Consider the following 17,117-nt stretch of genomic DNA (forward strand, 5'->3'; position numbering starts at 1 on the left):
AGCCAAGAGAATTTCGATCGAAGCGAGCAACAGATTTTGTTGAAGACACCCAAAAGTGTGTCTTTTTGGTCTCACTTTGGGTGCAAGGCCTTATCCTACCACCATCACGTGAAGAGCACGGGGGCCGTGGGCGCCGAGAAGAATGGTCTGTTCGATGTCCGCCGATCGGGATGGGCCGCTGACGAAATTGACGGTGCGTGGCATCCGATCCTTGCCCTGCAGCATGCGCAGGCGGGCAATTGCCGCCTCCATGTCGCCCCCGATGTCGTCAGCCCGAACCACCACCAGATGATGTTCCGGCAGGAAGGTGAGAGTCACGGGATTGTCCGGACCGGAAAGCAGCATCAGGGTGCCCGTTTCGGCAATGCCGAAGTCCGCGTGGCTGATCGCGGCGAGATCGGAGCCGTCGCTCGCGCCCGCGAGCATTTCGATTGCCGGCTCCTGCTCGAAGCCCAGCGCTTCCAGGCGGGGATCGGTGCCCCGGCGCAGCCGGGCGGGCAGATTGTGGGCACGAAGATAGGCGGCGGCAAGCGCCGGGACATCCCGGGGAAGCGGCGTGCGCTCATGGGTGGCGCCGGCCTTTGCGATCATGTCGAGGAAGAGCGCGATCCGGCCCTCCCGGTCGAGCTGGCCGCGGGAAGGCACGATGCCGGAAGCGGGTCGTGCAAGGCGGCTTTCCACGGCGAGGCACCGTGCCGTTTCGTCGCCGGTGTCGCGTGTCGCACGGATCTTCGAGAGTATGGCGCTGCGGCTGTCCATGGTCAGGCTCCCTTCTGCCTGTGGTAGGCGGCGACGAAGGTTTCGCCCTCCGGCGCGGGCAGGTCGCGATGGGCGGTCCAGCCGCCGGCCAGGGGAAGGCTGGAAAGGCGGTGGTTGCGGGCGCCCATGCGCCCGAGGAGCTTCATGCCGATGCCGGACGCCCAGCGATAGAGCGCCGGCCGCCTGGCGAAAAAGGCCCAGATGCCGAGCCCGTAGCGGCTGGCGGCGGGCGCGAGGTTGCGTTCGAACTCCCGCTCGCGCCAGTGCCGCATCATCTTGGGCAGCGGTATCTTCATCGGGCACACGCTTTCGCAGCGCCCGCAGAAGGTCGATGCATTGGGCAGGTGGCCCGACACGTTGATGCCGTTCAGCGACGGCGTGAGCACCGCCCCCATCGGCCCCGGATAGACCGATCCGTAGGCGTGACCGCCGACGGCGTGATAGACCGGGCAGTGGTTCATGCAGGCGCCGCAGCGGATGCAGCGCAGCATGTCCTCGAATTCGGAGCCGAGCATGGCCGTCCGGCCATTGTCGATCAGCACCACGTGATATTCTCCCGGACCGTCGGGATCCTCCGGCCGCCGCGGGCCGGTGGAGAAGGTGGTGTAGACCGACATGTCCTGACCGGTGGCCGAGCGGGCGAGAAGTCTCAGGATGCCGGCGCAATCCTCGAGCGTCGGCACGATCTTCTCGATCGAGGCGACCACCACATGCACCTTGCCGAGTGTCTGGGTGAGGTCCCCGTTCCCTTCATTGGTGACGATGACGGATGAGCCGGTTTCGGCGATGAGGAAATTGGCGCCGGTGATGCCCACATCGGCGGCGAAATAGCGCTGGCGCAGCACCGCCCGGGCTTCGGAGAGAAGGGCCACCGGCTCGGAGAGATCGCGGCTGTCGGGCAGGTGGGTATGCACCCGCCGGAAGTCTTCCTCCACCTGCTCCTTGTTGAGATGGATCGCGGGGGCGATGATGTGGCTCGGATGTTCATGCCTGAGCTGGATGATGTATTCGCCGAGATCGGTCTCGACCGGCTCGATGCCGTTCTTCTCCAGATAGTCGTTGAGGTTGATCTCCTCCGAGATCATCGACTTGCCCTTGGTCACCGTCCTGGCATTGGCCTTGCGGCAGATGCCGAGGATGATCTCGCGGGCCTGTTCGGCGCTTTCGGCCCAGTGCACATGGCCGCCGCTCGCCGTCACCCTGGCCTCGTAGGCCTCGAGATAGAGATCGAGATTGGCGAGCACATGGGTCTTGATCGCGCGGGCCTGGTCGCGCAGCGCCTCGAACTCCGGCAGGGCGGCCCGGGCAGCCGCTCGCTTGGCGACGAAGCCCTTCTCCACATTGCCGAGCGCCTTCTGCAATTGCGGATCGTTGAGCGCGCGGACGGCATTCTGCTTGAAGGCGGGGGAGGTGAGTTCCATGGTCAGCGTCCCTTTCCACCCGTGGTGCCGGCAATCGGCGGCTTGTCGGTGATCCCTGCGAGCACCTCCGCCACATGGCGCACGGCGATGGCTGAGCCTTCGCGCCTCAGCTTGCCCGCCATGTTCATGAGACAGCCCATGTCACCGGCAAGCAGCAGATCGGCGCCCGAGGCCTCGATATTGGCGGTCTTTTTTGCCACGATGGCATTCGAGATGTCGGAATACTTGATGCAGAAGGTCCCGCCGAAGCCGCAGCAGATGTCGCTGTCCTTCATTTCCTTCAGCTCCAGCCCCTCGACTGTGGCGAGCAGCTTTCTCGGCTGGGCGGAAATGCCGAGCTCGCGCAGCCCGGAACAGCTGTCGTGGTAGGTGACGGAACCGGAAAACGTCGCCGCGACCGCCTCTACCTTCCTGATATCCGTGAGGAAGGAGACGAGCTCGAACACCTTTTCCGAAAAGGCCCGGGCCCGGGCCTCCCAGGCGGGATCGCCGTCGAAAAGCCCCGGATAATGCTTCTTCAGCATGGCGGCGCAGGAGCCGGACGGTGCAACCACATAGTCGAAACCCTCGAAGACCTCGATCACCTGCCGTGCGAGGAGCCGGGCATCGGCTCGGTCGCCGGAATTGTAGGCCGGTTGCCCGCAGCAGGTCTGCGCCATCGGCACGTCCACCCGGCAGCCGGCCTCTTCAAGAAGCTTCACCGCCGAGAAGCCCACGCTCGGGCGGAAGAGATCCACCAGACAGGTGGCGAAAAGCCCCACGCGGGGGGAGGCATTGTCATGGATGGGGGTCGTCATGGGTCATTCCTGGAAGATGATGCGGTGCGCCGTGGCGTGTTTGCGGGCCGTGCCTGCCTCTGCTGGAGCCGGAGCGTCGCGATCCGGTTGCGGTCGTCCTGCCGGGCCGCCTCGCGATTGGTCTCGGTGACATAGTCGATATGCTCTTCCGCCGCGCGTCGGGCGCGGGCGGGATCCCCCGCCATGATTGCCTCGGCCAGCGCCACATGCTGGGCCAGCAGCCGGTCGCGCGCGCCAGGCAGGTCGAAGATCAGCCGGCGGTGATAGAAGATGCCCTCCGACAGCAGCCGGTAGCAGGCCCGCAGCGTGTGCAGCAGCACGATGTTGTGCGCGGCCTCGCCGATGGCATTGTGAAGCTCGAGATCGGCTTCCATCTCGTCGTCGAAATGCCCCGCTTCGTGGGCGGCGCGCATGTCGTCGACGATCCGGGCAAGAAGCGCCCTGTCCGCCGGCGTGGCCCGCGCCGCAGCAAGCTCCGCCGTCAGCCCTTCGAGTTCGCGGCGGTATTCGAGATAATCGGCCGTCGCCCGCTCGTGCCGGGCGATCAGCGCGGCGAGCGGGGCTGAAAAGACCTGCCCGATGATATCGGCGACGAAGGTGCCGCCGCCGTGGCGGCTGACGAGAAGCCCCCTGTTTTCCAGCTCCTTCAGCGCCTCCCGGAGGATCGGCCGCGAAACACCCAGCCGTTCTGCCAGGTCCCGTTCGCCGGGAAGCCTGTCCCCGTCGCGCAGCACCCCTTCGAGGATCAGGAGCTCCACCTGGCGCACCACTTCGTCAGCGGTGCGTCCGTGCTCGATGGGAGGAAAAAGGGCAATCAAGGGTTCGTGCATGGGCGCTTCATAGCACCCGTTCGCCAAGTGGTCAATTATATGGACCACTCGTCAATGCGCGCAAGAACGATGACACCCTGAGAACCGGCATCTGTTTCTGAAGGAATGCCAAGAAGAGGGTGGCGCACGGAGGGTAACGGGTTGTTCTGGTTTGTCCGGCAGTCCGACAAGGGATGAACGATTGCTCTGCCGCTTCGTGTGTCCTGCGGGTGCTGATCACGACGGGGCACGTTCTCCGGATCTCCGGCAGGCGGAAAACCTCTTCCGGCACCTTGTTGCACCAGTTGAGGGTCCCGGCTTTCGGCGTCGTCCTGATAAAGGGGGGATGGTGTCTGGCGCTGGTGCAGATCACGGGAAAAAGAAGGCAAGTGAAACGCAATGACGCCGCGTCAAACCAACCGGTGGCCTTGCGGCTTGATGGATGCTAAGCCGTCGCAAACAGAAGCGCGGACGAGGCCTTTCCTGGCGGATCGTACCGGCCGTTGGACGGAACAGTTGCGGGGGCATTTTCATGGGCAATGGGTCCTTTTCCTTTCCGGTATCGCCGGATCGAACGCTGGCGCTCGGCGAAATCCATGCGCGGCCCTATGCGCTGGTGACGGCTCCGCGGGTGATCTTCCAGCTGGCCTTCACCATGGAAGGCGGCTCCGCCGTGCATCATTCGGTCATTTCGGAGCTGTCGCGTGCCCGCGGCATTTCCCCGCCGGACAGGGATGCCCGCCATCACGCCATTCCCTGGGGGCAGGGAACGCTGCGCTGGGAGCGGCACACGGAATTTTCCACCTGGTTCTGGGATTGCCCCGCGCCGGAGCAGTTTGGCGCACCCATTCCCGTCCATCCCTTCGGCGACGGCTTTCATGCCCCGGGCTCGCTGATATCGGGCATCCGCCTCGAAATCCGCCCCGATGGGCAGGAAACGGAAGCGGCCCGGCAGGTCTTCGATCCGACCAGCCTCTGCCGGAGCTTCACCAAGAACGGGCAGGCCGAGATCCTCACCGATTTCCGCCAGAACGGCGACGGCCTGACGCAGATCCTGGTGATCGACCGCGGCCTCACCCAGGCGGGCACCGGCGCGCTCGCCCAGCGCCTGCTCGACATCGAGACCTACCGCACCCTTGCCATGCTCGGGCTTCCGCTCGCGCAGACGCTTTCCCCGGAAATCCGCCGCATCGAGGACGGGCTGACGGCGGTGACGCAGCGCATGAAGGCCCATGCCCGCGAGGAGGCCGATGCGATGCTCGGCGAGATCACCCGTCTGCATGCGGAGCTCGAGGCGAATGCCGCGCTCAGCCTCTACCGTTTCGGGGCAAGCCGGGCCTATGACGGCATCGTGCAGGAGCGCATCCGCACGCTGGACGAGGCGCCGGTCCCGGGCTTCGAGACGCTGGGCTCCTTCCTCGGCCGGCGTCTGGCCCCGGCCATGCGCACCTGCCAGTCGATCGAGGAGCGGCAGGCAAACCTGTCGCGCAAGCTCACCCGCGCCACCGGCCTCGTGCGCAGCTGGATCGACGTGGAACTGGAGCGGCAGAATTCCGCCCTGCTCGCCTCGATGGACAAGCGCGCCAATCTGCAGCTTCGCCTGCAGCAGACGGTGGAAGGCCTTTCGGTCGCGGCCGTGTCCTATTACATCGTCGGGCTGATCGGCTATCTCGCAAAGGCGCTGCCCCACGGCGAGGATGGCCATGGCGGGCTCGATCCCGCGCTGGTCACGGGGGCTTCGGTGCCGCTGGTGGTGCTCTTCGTCTGGCTGATGGTGCGGCGCATCCGCCGCCACCATTCCGGCGAATAGGCCTCACCGTTCCCAGTAGGGGACGGGCCCGTAGAGATCGCCGAGAAAATCGATGAAGGCACGCACCTTGGCCGGCAGGAACTGCCGGCTCGGATAGACGGCCGAAAGGGTTACATGCCGCGAGCCTTCGATGCCCGGCAGCACCTGCACCAGGCGGCCGCTCTTCAGTTCCTCTCCCACATCCCAGGTGGAGCGCAGCGCAATCCCCATGCCCGCAAGCACCGCCTCGCGGATCACCTCGCTGGAATTGGTGATCAGCCGTCCTTCCGGACGGATCGCCAGCGGCCCCTCCGGGCCGACGAGCCGCCAGACCTCGCCATTGTGCGGTCTCAGGCACACGTGGCCCTTCAAGTCCGAAACATTGTCGGGCCTGCCATGGCGGCGGATATAGTCGGGCGTGGCGCAAAGCACGCGGCGAACGGGCGCGAGCTTGCGCGCCACAAGGCTCGAATCGCCCGGCTCGCCGATGCGGATCGCCAGATCGAACCCGCCGCCGATGATGTCGGTATAGTCGTCGGAAAGGATGAGGTTCACGGAAAGCTCGGGGAAGCGGTCCATGAAGCCCTTCAGGTGCGGCGCAATGTGCATCCGCCCGAAGGAGGTGGGCGCCGATACCTTCAGCACGCCCTGCATGCGCGCGCCACGGCCCATCACGAAGGCCTCCGCCTCCTCGACGCCGGCGAGGATCGCCAGCACCCGCGCGTAAAAACCCTGTCCTGCTTCGGTGAGCGACATCTGCCGCGTGGTGCGCTGGAAGAGGCGCGCGCCAAGCCGCTCTTCCAGCCGCTTCACGCTTTTGGAAACGACGGCCGGCTGCAGTCCGAGCGCGCGCGCCGCCGCCGACATGGATCCCGCCGTCACCACGCGGGCAAAGATTTCGAGATCGCCAAGCTGGCTCACGGTGGGGCCTTCCAGATGTCCGTCCTGCCTCCATTACTAGAGGAGGAAGGGGCGTTTGCGAAGGTCCCGGCTGCCCGCTCGGCAGCGAAGGCGGTCCCCGGGGTGGATATCCCGGATAAATCGATTCCTGTTTCAGGACCAATGCTGTAGAACAGCGGGGAGCATGCATGAAGGGGGAAGCCCATGGGCGAAACGATCCGGTTTCTGACGCCGAAGGCTCCGGTGCTGTCGCGGCGGGACGTCATCATTGCCGACCTGCGGGAGCTGGTGCCTGCCGAGTGCCTGGTGCATGACGAGCGGGCGCTGGTGCCCTTCGAGACCGACGGCTTCATCGCCTATCGCCGCCGTCCGCTGTGCGTCGCCCTGCCGGGCACGACGGCCGAGGTTGCGGCACTGCTGAAATACTGCCACCGCTACCAGATCCCCGTCGTGCCGCGCGGGGCGGGAACGTCGCTTTCGGGCGGCGCCATCCCGGAAGAGGATGCGGTCGTCATCTGCCTGTCCCGGATGAACCGCATCCTGGAAGTGGATGCCGCAAACCGCACGGCCACCGTGCAGGCCGGCGTCACCAACCTGTCGATCTCCGACCGGGTGGGTCCGGAGGGCTTCTTCTATGCGCCCGACCCCAGCTCGCAGCTTGCCTGCACCATCGGCGGCAACATCGGCATGAATTCCGGCGGCGCCCACTGCCTGAAATACGGTGTCACGACGAACAATCTGCTCGGGGTGAAGATGGTGCTGGCCGACGGCGAGGTGATCGAGCTCGGCGGCAAGGCGCTCGATAGCGGCGGCTACGATCTCCTCGGCCTCGTCTGCGGCTCGGAAGGCCAGCTGGGCATCGTCACCGAGGCGACCGTGCGCATTCTCGCGCGGCCGGAAGGGGCACGCCCCGTGCTCTTCGGCTTCGAAACGCCGGAGGATGCCGGTGCCTGCGTTTCCGCCATCATCGCCTCCGGCATCATCCCCGTGGCGATCGAATTCATGGACCGGGAGGCCATCGCCATCTGCGAGGCCTTCGCCCATGCGGGCTACCCGCTCGATGTCGGTGCCCTGCTGATCGTCGAGGTCGAGGGTTCGGAGGCCGAAATGGAGGCCATGCTGCAGTCGATCATCGCCATCGCCCGCGGTTTCGGCGTCAAGACGGTGAAGGAAAGCCAGTCCGCCATGGAAGCGGCGGCGATCTGGAAGGGGCGGAAATCCGCCTTCGGCGCGACCGGCCGCATCGCCGATTACATCTGCATGGACGGAACGGTGCCCCTCGGGCAGCTGTCGCATGTGCTGAAGCGCACGGGCGAGATCGTCTCCGGCCATGGACTTCGGGTCGCCAATGTCTTCCATGCGGGCGACGGCAACATGCATCCGCTGATCCTCTACGACATCAACGATCCCGAGGAGGCGAAGAAGGCCGAGGCTGCAGGCAACGACATTCTCAAGCTCTGCGTGGAGGCGGGCGGCTGCCTGACCGGCGAGCACGGCGTCGGCATCGAGAAACGCGATCTCATGCGCTTCCAGTTCGCGGAGGCCGATCTGCAGCAGCAGATGGCGGTGCGCGCTGCCTTCGATCCGGGCTGGCTCCTCAACCGGTCCAAGGTCTTCCCGCTGGAGGGCAGGCCGGAATGAGGCAGTTCTACTATCCGCGCACCGAGGCGGAAGCCGCCGACATCGTGCGGTCCCATATTGCGTCGAAGATGCCGCTCCGGATTGCCGGCGGCAACACGCGGGCGCTCATCGGCCATCCTGTTGCGGCCGAATACGGCCTGCGCAGCACCAGCCTTTCCGGCATTCTTGCCTACAATCCGGCGGAAATGGTCATGACCGCCCGTGCCGGAACGCCGGTCCGCGAGATCGAGGCCGCACTGGCCGAACGGAACCAGATGCTCGCCTTCGAACCGATGGATCACCGGGGCGTGCTCGGCACATCGGGCGAGCCCACCATCGGCGGGCTCTTTGCCGTCAACAGTTCGGGCCCGCGGCGGCTGACCGCCGGTGCGGCGCGCGACCATCTGCTCGGCATCCGCTTCGTCAATGGCCGTGGCGAGGCGATCAAGGCCGGCGGACGGGTGATGAAGAACGTCACCGGGCTCGATCTCGTGAAGCTGCTGGCCGGCTCCCATGGCACGCTGGGTTTCCTCACGGAGGTCACCTTCAAGGTGCTGCCGGCACAGGCGGAAACGGAAACGGTGCTGGTCTCCGGGCTCGGCGAGGCGGAGGCGGCGATTGCCATGGCAACCGCCATGGCCCTGCCGGTGGAGGTCTCCGCAGCCGCCCATCTTCCCTTCACGGTCCGCCATCGTTTTCTCGGAAACCGGCTGCCGGATGGCGCCGCCACCATCTTCCGTCTCGAGGGGCTGAAGGCTTCGGTCAAGGCACGGCTGCAGACGCTGGTGAGCGCGCTTGCGGGCTTCGGTCCCGTCAGCCGCATCGCCGCGCCGGAAAGCCGCATGCTCTGGCAGGAAGTGCGCGATTGCCGCGCCTATGCGGATGGCACCAGCCGGGCGCTCTGGCGCATCTCGGTTGCGCCCTCGGCCGGCCACCGGATCGTCGCGGCGCTGCGGCTCGAGGCCGGGGTGGATGCCTGCTACGACTGGCAGGGCGGTCTTGTCTGGATGCGGATGGAGGCCGATCCGGAGGCCGACATGCTGCGCCGCCTCATTAAAGCCGCAGGGGGAGGGCATGCGACGCTGATCCGCGCCAGCGAGGCCGTTCGCGCAAGCGTCCCGGTCTTCGAACCGCAGGCGCCGGCGGTTGCAGCGCTTTCTGCCCGCGTCAAGGCGGCGCTCGATCCCGATGGCATCTTCAATCCCGGCCTGATGTACCAGGAGAAAGGCGAGCGCTAGCCCGTCATGCAGACCCGTTTCTCGACCGAACAGCTTGCCGACCCGCGCATCGCGGAAGCGGAAAAGATCATCCGAAAATGCGTGCATTGCGGCTTCTGCACGGCCACCTGCCCGACCTATGTCACGCTCGGCAACGAACTGGACAGTCCGCGCGGGCGGATCTACCTCATCAAGGACATGCTGGAAAACGGCCGCGCGGCGGATGCGGAAGTGGCCCTGCACGTCGACCGCTGCCTGTCCTGCCTTGCCTGCACCACCACTTGCCCTTCCGGCGTCGATTACATGCATCTGATCGACCAGGCGCGGGTCCATGTGGAGGAAACCTATCGCAGGCCGCTTGCGGACCGCTTCATCCGTGCCCTTCTTGCCCGCGTGCTTCCCTATCCCGGCAGGTTTCGTCTGGCGGTGCGGATGGCGACGCTTGCCCGCCCTTTCTCCGGCCTCTTCTCCCGGATTGCCGGGCTGAAGCCGCTCTCGGCCATGCTGGCGCTGGCGCCGCAGGCGCTGCCCCGGCGGCTTGACCAGCCGAAGAACGGGCTTTTCCCCGCCCAGACGGCGCGGCGCGGCCGCGTGGCAGTCCTTGCGGGCTGCGCCCAGTCGGTGCTCGATCCCGAGATCAACCGCTCGGCCATCGCGCTGCTGACCCGGCTCGGCATCGACGTGGTCATGCCGAGGGGGGAGGGGTGCTGCGGCGCGCTCACCCATCACATGGGCCGGGAGGAAGAGGCCAAGGCCCATGCCCGCCGCATCATCGACGGCTGGATGGCGGAAATCGAGGGCGAGGGTCTCGATGCCATCGTCATCACCACCTCGGGCTGCGGTACGGTGATCAAGGATTACGGCCATCTCTTCCGCGACGATCCGGCCTATGGCGAGAAGGCGGCGCGCGTTGCCGCCCTTGCCCGCGACGTGACCGAATATCTCGCCACGCTCGAGCTTCCGGATCTGAAGGCCAATGGCGTTTCGGTCGCCTATCACGCGGCCTGTTCGCTCCAGCACGGGCAGAAGATCACGCTCCAGCCGAAGGCGCTGCTGCGCAAGGCAGGCTTTGCGGTGCGCGAACCGGCGGAAGGCCATCTCTGCTGCGGTTCTGCCGGCACCTACAACATTCTCCAGCCGGAGATCGCAAGCCGGTTGCGGGACAGGAAGGCGGACAACATCCGTGCAACGAAGGCGCAGATCATCGCTGCCGGCAATATCGGCTGCATGACCCAGCTTGCAGGCGCACTGGATGTGCCAATCCTGCACACCGTCCAGCTTCTGGACTGGGCCTATGGCGGAGAACACCCATCATTTCTTAATGAGAAAAGTATTATGTTAAAACCTGTGGAGGTGCCCGCGACCTGATGGCCCTCCCTTAAAGGAGAGTGCCATGCGGAATTTCCTGCTTCCTGCGGCCATCCTCACGGCCGCTGCGCTGCCCGGTGCGGCCGATGCCGACGAACGCTTCGGCTGCATGGCGGAGGACAGCCGCCTCAAGCTCGCTGCCCACGTGGAGTTCGCCGACGAGCTCGGCGGTCGCCTCTCGCATCTGTCCGGCCGCTTCACCGTGCACGAAAAGGGCGCACCCGCCACGCTTTCGGACCGCCGCCTCAGCAGCCAGATGCTGGCGCAGAGCTGGGCGGAGGATGGTCTCGTGATGGTGAGGCTCTATGACGACAGCGACCGTGTTCCCCTCGACGTCACGCTTGCCGCCGCTGCGTCCGGCATGGCGGGCAGCCCGCTCCAGGGCCACTATCTGATCCGCGAACGGCAAGAGAAAGGGCCCGGCTTCCACATGGAAGGGGCCCTGTTCTGCCAGCGTCAGCCGCCGCGGGATCCGCTTTCCGCAGATCCGCCGTCAGAAGCGGAATGACACCCCGAAATTGACGGCATTCGTCCAGATGTTGGTGTCCAGCGTGGCGTTGTTGTCGATGTCCACATTCACGAAGGAATAGTTGCCCTTGTATTCGGCAAAGACCGACCAGCGATCCGTCAGGCGGTAGTCGATGCCGGCCTGCGCCTGCAGCGTGGCGCCGCCGATCTGGTACTCCGAGGTGATGCCGCTCGGGCGGGTCACTTCCACATGCGGCACGTTGATACCCGCACCGGCACCCACATAGGGTGTGAAGCTGGTGTTCTCGATGGGGAAGCGATAGAGCGCGTTCAGCGTCAGCAGGTTGAGGCCGTCGGTGAATTCGAAGTGGGTCCAGCCCGGCGTCGATGCCAGCGTCTCGTCATCCGCATAGACCTTGGCATGGGTGAAATCGAGCGACAGGCCGAGATCCGGCATGCTGTCGACCGCACCCCACCAGACACCCCGGGCGCCGAGATAGAGCGGCATCTCGAAGGAGTTGCCTTCCCATCCGGCGGTGAATTCCGTTCCGTCGGATGTGGATACGGTGCTGTGCGGCGCGCCCTGCAGGCCACCATAAACCTGGATGTCGAAATCGTCGGCGCTTGCACCGGCAAGTCCGATGGACAGAGCTGAGACGGAGGCAATGAAACCGACCTTGCCGGCAGTTTTCAGGCGACGGAGCGTCGAGCGCATGGGCTCTCCTTGAGACGAAGCACAGGTTGAAAGGCGAATCTTCCATGTTCTCGCACTATCGGTTCTGAATTGCAACTACGGCTCGTAAAATATCAGTCAGCATCGTCCAGATTTGGTGCAATCATGGCGGGGCTGCATCAGTGGCAATAGTTCGCTTCGCCTGAATAAACGGAAAGACGCGCGGCCGGAGGGCACGCGCGTCCTGTCGTAAAGGCTCGAAAGGCGGAGCTGAGATCCGCTCAGCCGCCGAAGAGGGTCCGGAAGAAATCGAGACCGCGGTCCTCGTAGTTCACCTTGCCCTGCTTGTTGCCCGGGCCGATGACGATGACCTTCGCCCCGATGGCGACCCGCGAATAGAGATCGATCACATCCTTGTTCATCATGCGAATGCAGCCGGAGGAGAGGTTGAGCCCGATGCTCCAGGGCTGGTTGGTGCCGTGGATGCGGAAGGCGGTGTCTCGTCCCTTGCGGTAAAGATACATGGCGCGCGCGCCCAGCGGATTGTCTTCGCCGCCCTTCATGTGCACCGGAAGGAAATGGCCCTTGGCCGCCTCGCGTGCGCGCATCTCCGGCGGCGGCGTCCAGTCCGGCCATTCCTGCTTGCGGCCGACCTTGACCACGCCCGACCAGCCGAAGCCCTCCTTGCCGACGCCGACGCCGTAGCGGATCGCCCGGTTGCCGCCCTCGACGAGGTAGAGGAACTTGTTGTTGGTATCGATGATGATCGTTCCCGGCGCCTCGTCCGTCGCAAGCCGCACGAGGCGCCGCTTGAACTGCTGAGGCACCTGGCGATGCGTGTTGTAGGTAGGTTCGGCCCGCGAATTGCGCGCCAGTGCGGGCTCCTGCGCGGCGGCCATGTCGGCCGCCAGCATGCCCGCCACAAGTCCTGCCATCGCAAGACCCATCCTGATCGTCTTCATTGTCGTCTTCCTTCCCAGCCCCGGAAATATCGGGTCTATCCCGCCTGAAACGCTAAACCCAAATTGCAAAACCGCAAGTGGAAATCTGCCTTCCGGCCTGCATGGTCGGGTCACCGTGTTCTTCAGAGCACGATGACCTTCGTGCCGACCTTTACCCGTTCGTAGAGATCGACCACATCCTCGTTGCGCATGCGGATGCAGCCGGAGGAGACGGCATAGCCGATCGTCCACGGCGCATTGGTGCCGTGGATGCGGTACAGCGTGGAGCCGAGATACATGGCGCGTGCGCCGAGCGGGTTTTCCACCCCGCCTTCCATGCTGGCCGGCAGGATATGGCCCTTTGCGGCCTCGCGGGCCCGCATTTCGGCCGGCGGGTTCCAGGTGGGCCATTCCTGCTTGCGGGTGATGCGGTGGGTTCCGCGCCACTCGAAGCCGGGCTTGCCGACACCGACGCCATAGCGCCGGGCTTCCCCATTGCCGAGCACGAGATAGAGGAAGCGTTCATTCGTATCGATGACGATGGTCCCGGGCTTCTGCTCGGTATCGTATGCCACCGTCTGGGGCAGGTAGGCGGGATCGATGGGCCGGCGGGCGGGATCGCGCGAGGGCACGAAAGCGACGGGCTCGGCTGCCGGTGCTGCCGGGTTGATTGCCTGCGGCCGCATTGCGGCAGCCGGCATCCCGAAGAGCGGCTGCTTCTGGCGATAGACCACCACGCTGCGCTGCTGGCCGTTCTGGAAGACCATCGGCCGGTAAACCACCTTGCGGGACGAATAGACGACGGCGCCGCCCTGGCCGAGCTGCATGACCCAGGGAGCCGTCAGCGCCGGATCGACCATCACGGGTGCGCCCGACCGGTAGCGGTCGCGGGCTTCTGCGGGCAGGGCCGCAAGGGAGGAGAGGGCAAGCAGGACGGCGGCAGTTTTCTTCAGCATGGGCAGACTCGCTACAAACAGCCGGAACGGTTCCGGCGACCCGGTAAACGTAAGCGCGCCCGTTTTCGATCCATGGGCTGCTCTTTGCCCGCAATGGTGGCGATGATCCGCCAGATAATGGTTAACGGGTGGAGTTTCGCCTTTAACCGAATGCATAAACCTTTTGTCAGGGTTAGCGCCCGGTTTGGAAACAGGGTAAGCAGGTGGTAAATGCAGCCGAAGCGGGCCGGAAACAGGCCCGGCGGCTGCGGGAAGGAACTGGAATGGACGAGGCGATCGAGGGAATCATCCGCGAGGACCATGGCGTGGGCCGCTGCTCCTGGTATGGCGGTCTTGCGGATTACCGGCGCTATCACGACGAGGAGTGGGGCCGCCCCGTCGCGGATGACCGGCGTCTGTTCGAGAAGATCTGCCTCGAAGGCTTCCAGTCGGGCCTTTCCTGGCTCACCATCCTGCGCAAGCGGGAAAACTTCCGCTCCGCCTTCGCCGGCTTCGATTTCCACCGGGTCGCCGCCTTCGACGAGACGGATGTCGAACGTCTGGTGCTCGATGCGGGCATCATCCGCCACCGGGGCAAGATCGTCTCGACCATCAACAACGCGCGCCGGGCGGTGGAGCTTGTTGCCGAGCGTGGCTCGCTGGCGGCTTATTTCTGGAGCTTCGAGCCCGATGAGGCCGAGCGGCCCGCCCGGATGGACCTGGCAACGCTGCGCGTCAATCCGACAAGCCCCACCTCGGTGCGTCTTTCGAAGGATCTGAAGAAGCGCGGCTGGACCTTCGTCGGTCCAACCACCATCTACGCCTTCATGCAGGCCATGGGCCTCGTCAACGACCATCTCGACGGCTGCCATTGCCGGCCCGTGATCGAGGATCTCCGGAGGGATTTCAAGCGACCATGACCGCGAAAACGTTCCGTTTCCGTCCCGCTCTCGTTGCGCTTGCGCTGGGGCTTGCGGCTGCCGCCCCGGCCTTCGCCGCCTACGAGCTCTATCCCGGCGAGCGCCTTCAGGGGATCGCCGTGCCGCTCAAGGGACCGCTGACGCTGAGCGGCTGGACGCGGGAAGGGCGCGGCATCGTCTACAGCCTGCCGGTCAAGGCGGGCGAGAGCTTCCGCTTCCGGTTCAAGCCGCGCAACAATTTCGTGGGTCTCGTCGTCTTCGACGAGCAGGGGGAGGACGAGGAGGAGCTCTTCTCCGTTCAGGGCACGGAAGCGGACAAGGTGCTGAAGGCCGAAACGGATACCAGCTGGATCATCCGCCCCTATTACGCGCGCATGTCGCCGCGCCGCGGGCCGGGCGCACCCTATTCCATCGAGATCATTCCCGAGTGATCAGCGGGCGATGTCCTGGATCAGCGGCAGCAGATGGCCGAGATCGGGTATCTCGCGGAAGCGGGGCGCCTCGCGCGGCACCTCCACATGTTCGTAGACCCAGGTGAGTTCGTGCGGCACGAAAATGCCCCAGGCACCGCTTGCCAGCGCCGGAACGATATCCGATTTCAGCGAGTTGCCCACCATCGCCGCGCAATCCGGCCCGCCCGCCGTCTTCGAAAAGATCCGCCGGTAGGTGGTTGTGGACTTGTCCGAGACGATCTCGACCGCATCGAAGAAATCGCCGAGACCTGACTGGGCCAGCTTGCGCTCCTGGTCGAAAAGATCGCCCTTGGTGATCATCACGAGGTAATACTGGCCGCGCAGGGCCTCCAGCACATCGCGCGCATGGGGCATGGTTTCCACCGGGTGCTTGAGCAGCTCCCGGCCGATGGCGAGGATGTCCCCGATCACCGAGGCGGGCACCTTTCCCTCGGTGATCTCCACCGCGGTCTCGATCATCGAGAGGGTGAAGCCCTTGATGCCGAAACCGTAATAGGCAAGGTTCCGCTTCTCGGCCTCCAGCAGCCGCGACGTGATGTGCTCGCCCTTGGCAAAATCGCTGAGCAGGTCGGTGAACTGCTGCTCCGTCAACCGGTAGAACTGCTCGTTCTGCCAGAGCGTGTCATCCGCATCGAAGCCGATGGTGGTGATCTTGCGCAGGCTCATCATGGGGCATTTCTCCGCGAGACATTGAACACATGGGCCATAACCCGATGCCGCAGCGCGTAATTCTTGCTGGCTTCGCCAAGCGGAGCAACGGGCCAGTCCCAACTTTCCCCGGCTTCCGGCAGGGCCGCGCCATGGGTGAGATCCACGCGATCCTCCACCGCGCCCGCCCGATTGACGATCTCGAAGCCGATGTCGCTGACCAGAAGAGCAGGGCAGGACAGCGCCCGAAGTCCCTCCAGATGCACCTCGACGACCTTGCCGAGCAGGGCCTCCCGCTCCTCCTCCCCCATGGCCGGCTCCTCCTTCTCCAGCCGCCGCCCGGCACCGATGGCAAGCTGGGAAAGCAGGTTCGCGGAAATCACCAGATCGAGATAGGGAACCCGGGCGAGAAAGGCGAGGGGTTCTGCCGCGTCGCCCCTTCTGATCGCCTGGAAACCGGAGACATCCCGGTGGATGAGGCGGAAGCTTCGCGCGCCCTGCCGCCAGAGGCGGGCGCGCGTGCTCGCAAGATGGAGAAGGTCGACGAGGATCACCGTATCGAAAGCGTTCCCCAGCAGGCGAACCGGCATGTCCCGCATCAGCCCGGAGCCGAGTATCACGCAGCTGCGGCGCGCGGGCAGGGCGCTTACCGTCTCCGCAACCACCCGCCTGGTGTTCTCCTCATGCGCCCTCCACGCCGCCGCGCATCGGTTGGCGCGCGACCACAAGCTGACGGAGGACGGGATGAACGGACGAAAGGCGGGCGGCGTGAGTGGCCAGGTTGCCGCATAGTTCAGCGCTTCGAGGATCATCGATAGATATTCTTCCTGTTCCCGATTTCGAAGACCAGCACGACGGGTTGCCTGTCGCGGATCTCGCGGACGATCCGGTAGTCGCCGACGCGGTATCGCCATTTATCTTCATAGTCGGGACCCTGAAGCGCTTTGCCGATACTCCGCACGTCCTGGAGGTTGGCGAGGCGGACTTCCAGAAAATCATGGATCCGCCTGCGCTGCTTCGGATCAAGCTTTTCGGCGAATTTTCGTGTAGACTTCCGGTACCGTATCGTCCAGCGCGAGCCCACTCCAAAACTTCTTGGCGTCTTTGAATTCGTCCTCGCCATTGCGGATGCGTTCCAGCGCTTCCTCGGCAGCCTTGAGGTCTTCCGTGTCCTCTGCGGCTTCCAGGATGGCATCGAGGATAAAATGGCGCACCGGCTCGCCCTTCCCGGCGGCGGCGGCTTCGGCCCGTTTGAAAAGGTCTTCGGGAATATCGACTGGCTGGCTCATGCGGTCCTCGCATCGGCTGCTTGCAATGGCCTGATCATAGTCCTCTCAAGGCGGCAAGGCCAGCGGCCTTTCACGCGCTTCTAAAACGCC

At 65.1% G+C, this 17,117-nt stretch carries 19 protein-coding genes; 7 read left to right on the forward strand and 12 right to left on the reverse strand.

Going from position 1 to position 17,117, the window contains the following annotated elements; translation table 11 throughout:
* Positions 1 to 90: 90 nt before the first annotated feature.
* The 4 genes from GGR23_RS07280 to GGR23_RS07295 are packed head-to-tail and all read right to left on the reverse strand — an operon-like array spanning position 91 to position 3,807.
* Entirely contained in the window at positions 91 to 759 is a 669-nt protein-coding gene (locus GGR23_RS07280; RefSeq protein WP_183365507.1) for a LutC/YkgG family protein, read from the reverse strand.
* A gap of 2 nt (positions 760 to 761) precedes the next feature.
* Entirely contained in the window at positions 762 to 2,180 is a 1,419-nt protein-coding gene (locus GGR23_RS07285) for a LutB/LldF family L-lactate oxidation iron-sulfur protein (protein WP_183365508.1), read from the reverse strand.
* A gap of 2 nt (positions 2,181 to 2,182) precedes the next feature.
* Complete coding sequence (locus tag GGR23_RS07290; RefSeq protein ID WP_183365509.1) at positions 2,183 to 2,977, reverse strand: (Fe-S)-binding protein; 795 nt, start codon at positions 2,975 to 2,977, stop codon at positions 2,183 to 2,185.
* Positions 2,974 to 3,807 (reverse strand): FadR/GntR family transcriptional regulator, encoded by an 834-nt coding sequence (locus tag GGR23_RS07295; RefSeq protein WP_183365510.1) that lies wholly within the window; start codon positions 3,805 to 3,807, stop codon positions 2,974 to 2,976. The genes GGR23_RS07290 and GGR23_RS07295 overlap by 4 nt, the downstream gene beginning before the upstream one ends.
* 511 nt (positions 3,808 to 4,318) lie before the next feature.
* On the opposite strand from GGR23_RS07295, the gene GGR23_RS07300 reads away from it, so the two are divergent.
* Complete coding sequence (locus GGR23_RS07300; protein ID WP_183365511.1) at positions 4,319 to 5,596, forward strand: DUF3422 family protein; 1,278 nt, start codon at positions 4,319 to 4,321, stop codon at positions 5,594 to 5,596.
* A 3-nt stretch (positions 5,597 to 5,599) separates the two neighbouring features.
* On the opposite strand, the gene GGR23_RS07305 is transcribed toward GGR23_RS07300, so the two are convergent.
* Positions 5,600 to 6,496 (reverse strand): LysR substrate-binding domain-containing protein, encoded by an 897-nt coding sequence (locus tag GGR23_RS07305; protein WP_183365512.1) that lies wholly within the window; start codon positions 6,494 to 6,496, stop codon positions 5,600 to 5,602.
* Positions 6,497 to 6,679: 183 nt separating this feature from the next.
* Between GGR23_RS07305 and GGR23_RS07310 the strand changes: the two genes are divergently transcribed.
* From GGR23_RS07310 to GGR23_RS07325, 4 genes are read left to right on the forward strand one after another with little or no spacing between them, the layout of a single operon-like run.
* On the forward strand, positions 6,680 to 8,116 hold the full coding sequence (locus tag GGR23_RS07310; RefSeq protein WP_183365513.1) for an FAD-binding oxidoreductase: 1,437 nt from the start codon (positions 6,680 to 6,682) through the stop codon (positions 8,114 to 8,116).
* Positions 8,113 to 9,333 carry a glycolate oxidase subunit GlcE gene (glcE, locus tag GGR23_RS07315; protein WP_183365514.1) on the forward strand — a complete coding sequence of 407 codons (1,221 nt, stop codon included), beginning with the start codon at positions 8,113 to 8,115 and terminating at the stop codon, positions 9,331 to 9,333. The genes GGR23_RS07310 and glcE overlap by 4 nt, the downstream gene beginning before the upstream one ends.
* Before the next feature lie 6 nt (positions 9,334 to 9,339).
* Positions 9,340 to 10,680, forward strand: coding sequence for a glycolate oxidase subunit GlcF (glcF, locus tag GGR23_RS07320; RefSeq protein WP_183365515.1), 1,341 nt, complete (start codon positions 9,340 to 9,342; stop codon positions 10,678 to 10,680).
* 25 nt (positions 10,681 to 10,705) lie between these two features.
* Positions 10,706 to 11,188: a hypothetical protein gene (locus GGR23_RS07325; RefSeq protein WP_183365516.1), complete on the forward strand. Its 483-nt coding sequence runs from the start codon at positions 10,706 to 10,708 to the stop codon at positions 11,186 to 11,188.
* Here GGR23_RS07325 and GGR23_RS07330 read toward each other — a convergent pair.
* The 3 genes from GGR23_RS07330 to GGR23_RS07340 form a co-directional block, all read right to left on the reverse strand.
* Complete coding sequence (locus GGR23_RS07330) at positions 11,174 to 11,863, reverse strand: outer membrane protein (protein ID WP_183365517.1); 690 nt, start codon at positions 11,861 to 11,863, stop codon at positions 11,174 to 11,176. The genes GGR23_RS07325 and GGR23_RS07330 overlap by 15 nt on opposite strands.
* A gap of 239 nt (positions 11,864 to 12,102) precedes the next feature.
* Complete coding sequence (locus GGR23_RS07335) at positions 12,103 to 12,783, reverse strand: L,D-transpeptidase (RefSeq protein WP_183365518.1); 681 nt, start codon at positions 12,781 to 12,783, stop codon at positions 12,103 to 12,105.
* A 122-nt stretch (positions 12,784 to 12,905) separates the two neighbouring features.
* Positions 12,906 to 13,718, reverse strand: a complete 813-nt coding sequence (locus GGR23_RS07340; protein ID WP_183365519.1) for a L,D-transpeptidase — start codon at positions 13,716 to 13,718, stop codon at positions 12,906 to 12,908.
* A 263-nt stretch (positions 13,719 to 13,981) separates the two neighbouring features.
* Here GGR23_RS07340 and GGR23_RS07345 point away from each other — a divergent pair, with 263 nt between their 5' ends.
* Positions 13,982 to 14,617, forward strand: a complete 636-nt coding sequence (locus GGR23_RS07345; RefSeq protein WP_183365520.1) for a DNA-3-methyladenine glycosylase I — start codon at positions 13,982 to 13,984, stop codon at positions 14,615 to 14,617.
* Entirely contained in the window at positions 14,614 to 15,048 is a 435-nt protein-coding gene (locus GGR23_RS07350; protein ID WP_183365521.1) for a hypothetical protein, read from the forward strand. Before GGR23_RS07345 ends, GGR23_RS07350 begins: the two co-directional genes overlap by 4 nt.
* Here the strand turns inward: GGR23_RS07350 and GGR23_RS07355 are convergent, their stop codons facing one another.
* The 4 genes from GGR23_RS07355 to GGR23_RS07370 are packed head-to-tail and all read right to left on the reverse strand — an operon-like array spanning position 15,049 to position 17,027.
* Positions 15,049 to 15,756: an HAD family hydrolase gene (locus GGR23_RS07355; protein ID WP_183365779.1), complete on the reverse strand. Its 708-nt coding sequence runs from the start codon at positions 15,754 to 15,756 to the stop codon at positions 15,049 to 15,051.
* Positions 15,756 to 16,550, reverse strand: a complete 795-nt coding sequence (locus GGR23_RS07360) for a hypothetical protein (protein ID WP_183365522.1) — start codon at positions 16,548 to 16,550, stop codon at positions 15,756 to 15,758. The genes GGR23_RS07355 and GGR23_RS07360 overlap by 1 nt, the downstream gene beginning before the upstream one ends.
* Complete coding sequence (locus GGR23_RS07365; RefSeq protein WP_343066614.1) at positions 16,547 to 16,822, reverse strand: type II toxin-antitoxin system RelE family toxin; 276 nt, start codon at positions 16,820 to 16,822, stop codon at positions 16,547 to 16,549. The genes GGR23_RS07360 and GGR23_RS07365 overlap by 4 nt, the downstream gene beginning before the upstream one ends.
* Entirely contained in the window at positions 16,761 to 17,027 is a 267-nt protein-coding gene (locus GGR23_RS07370) for a DNA-binding protein (RefSeq protein WP_183365524.1), read from the reverse strand. The genes GGR23_RS07365 and GGR23_RS07370 overlap by 62 nt, the downstream gene beginning before the upstream one ends.
* Positions 17,028 to 17,117 lie beyond the last annotated feature (90 nt).

Origin of the sequence: Gellertiella hungarica (genome assembly GCF_014197145.1) — a bacterium.
In the GTDB taxonomy this organism is placed as follows: Bacteria; Pseudomonadota; Alphaproteobacteria; order Rhizobiales; family Rhizobiaceae; genus Gellertiella; species Gellertiella hungarica.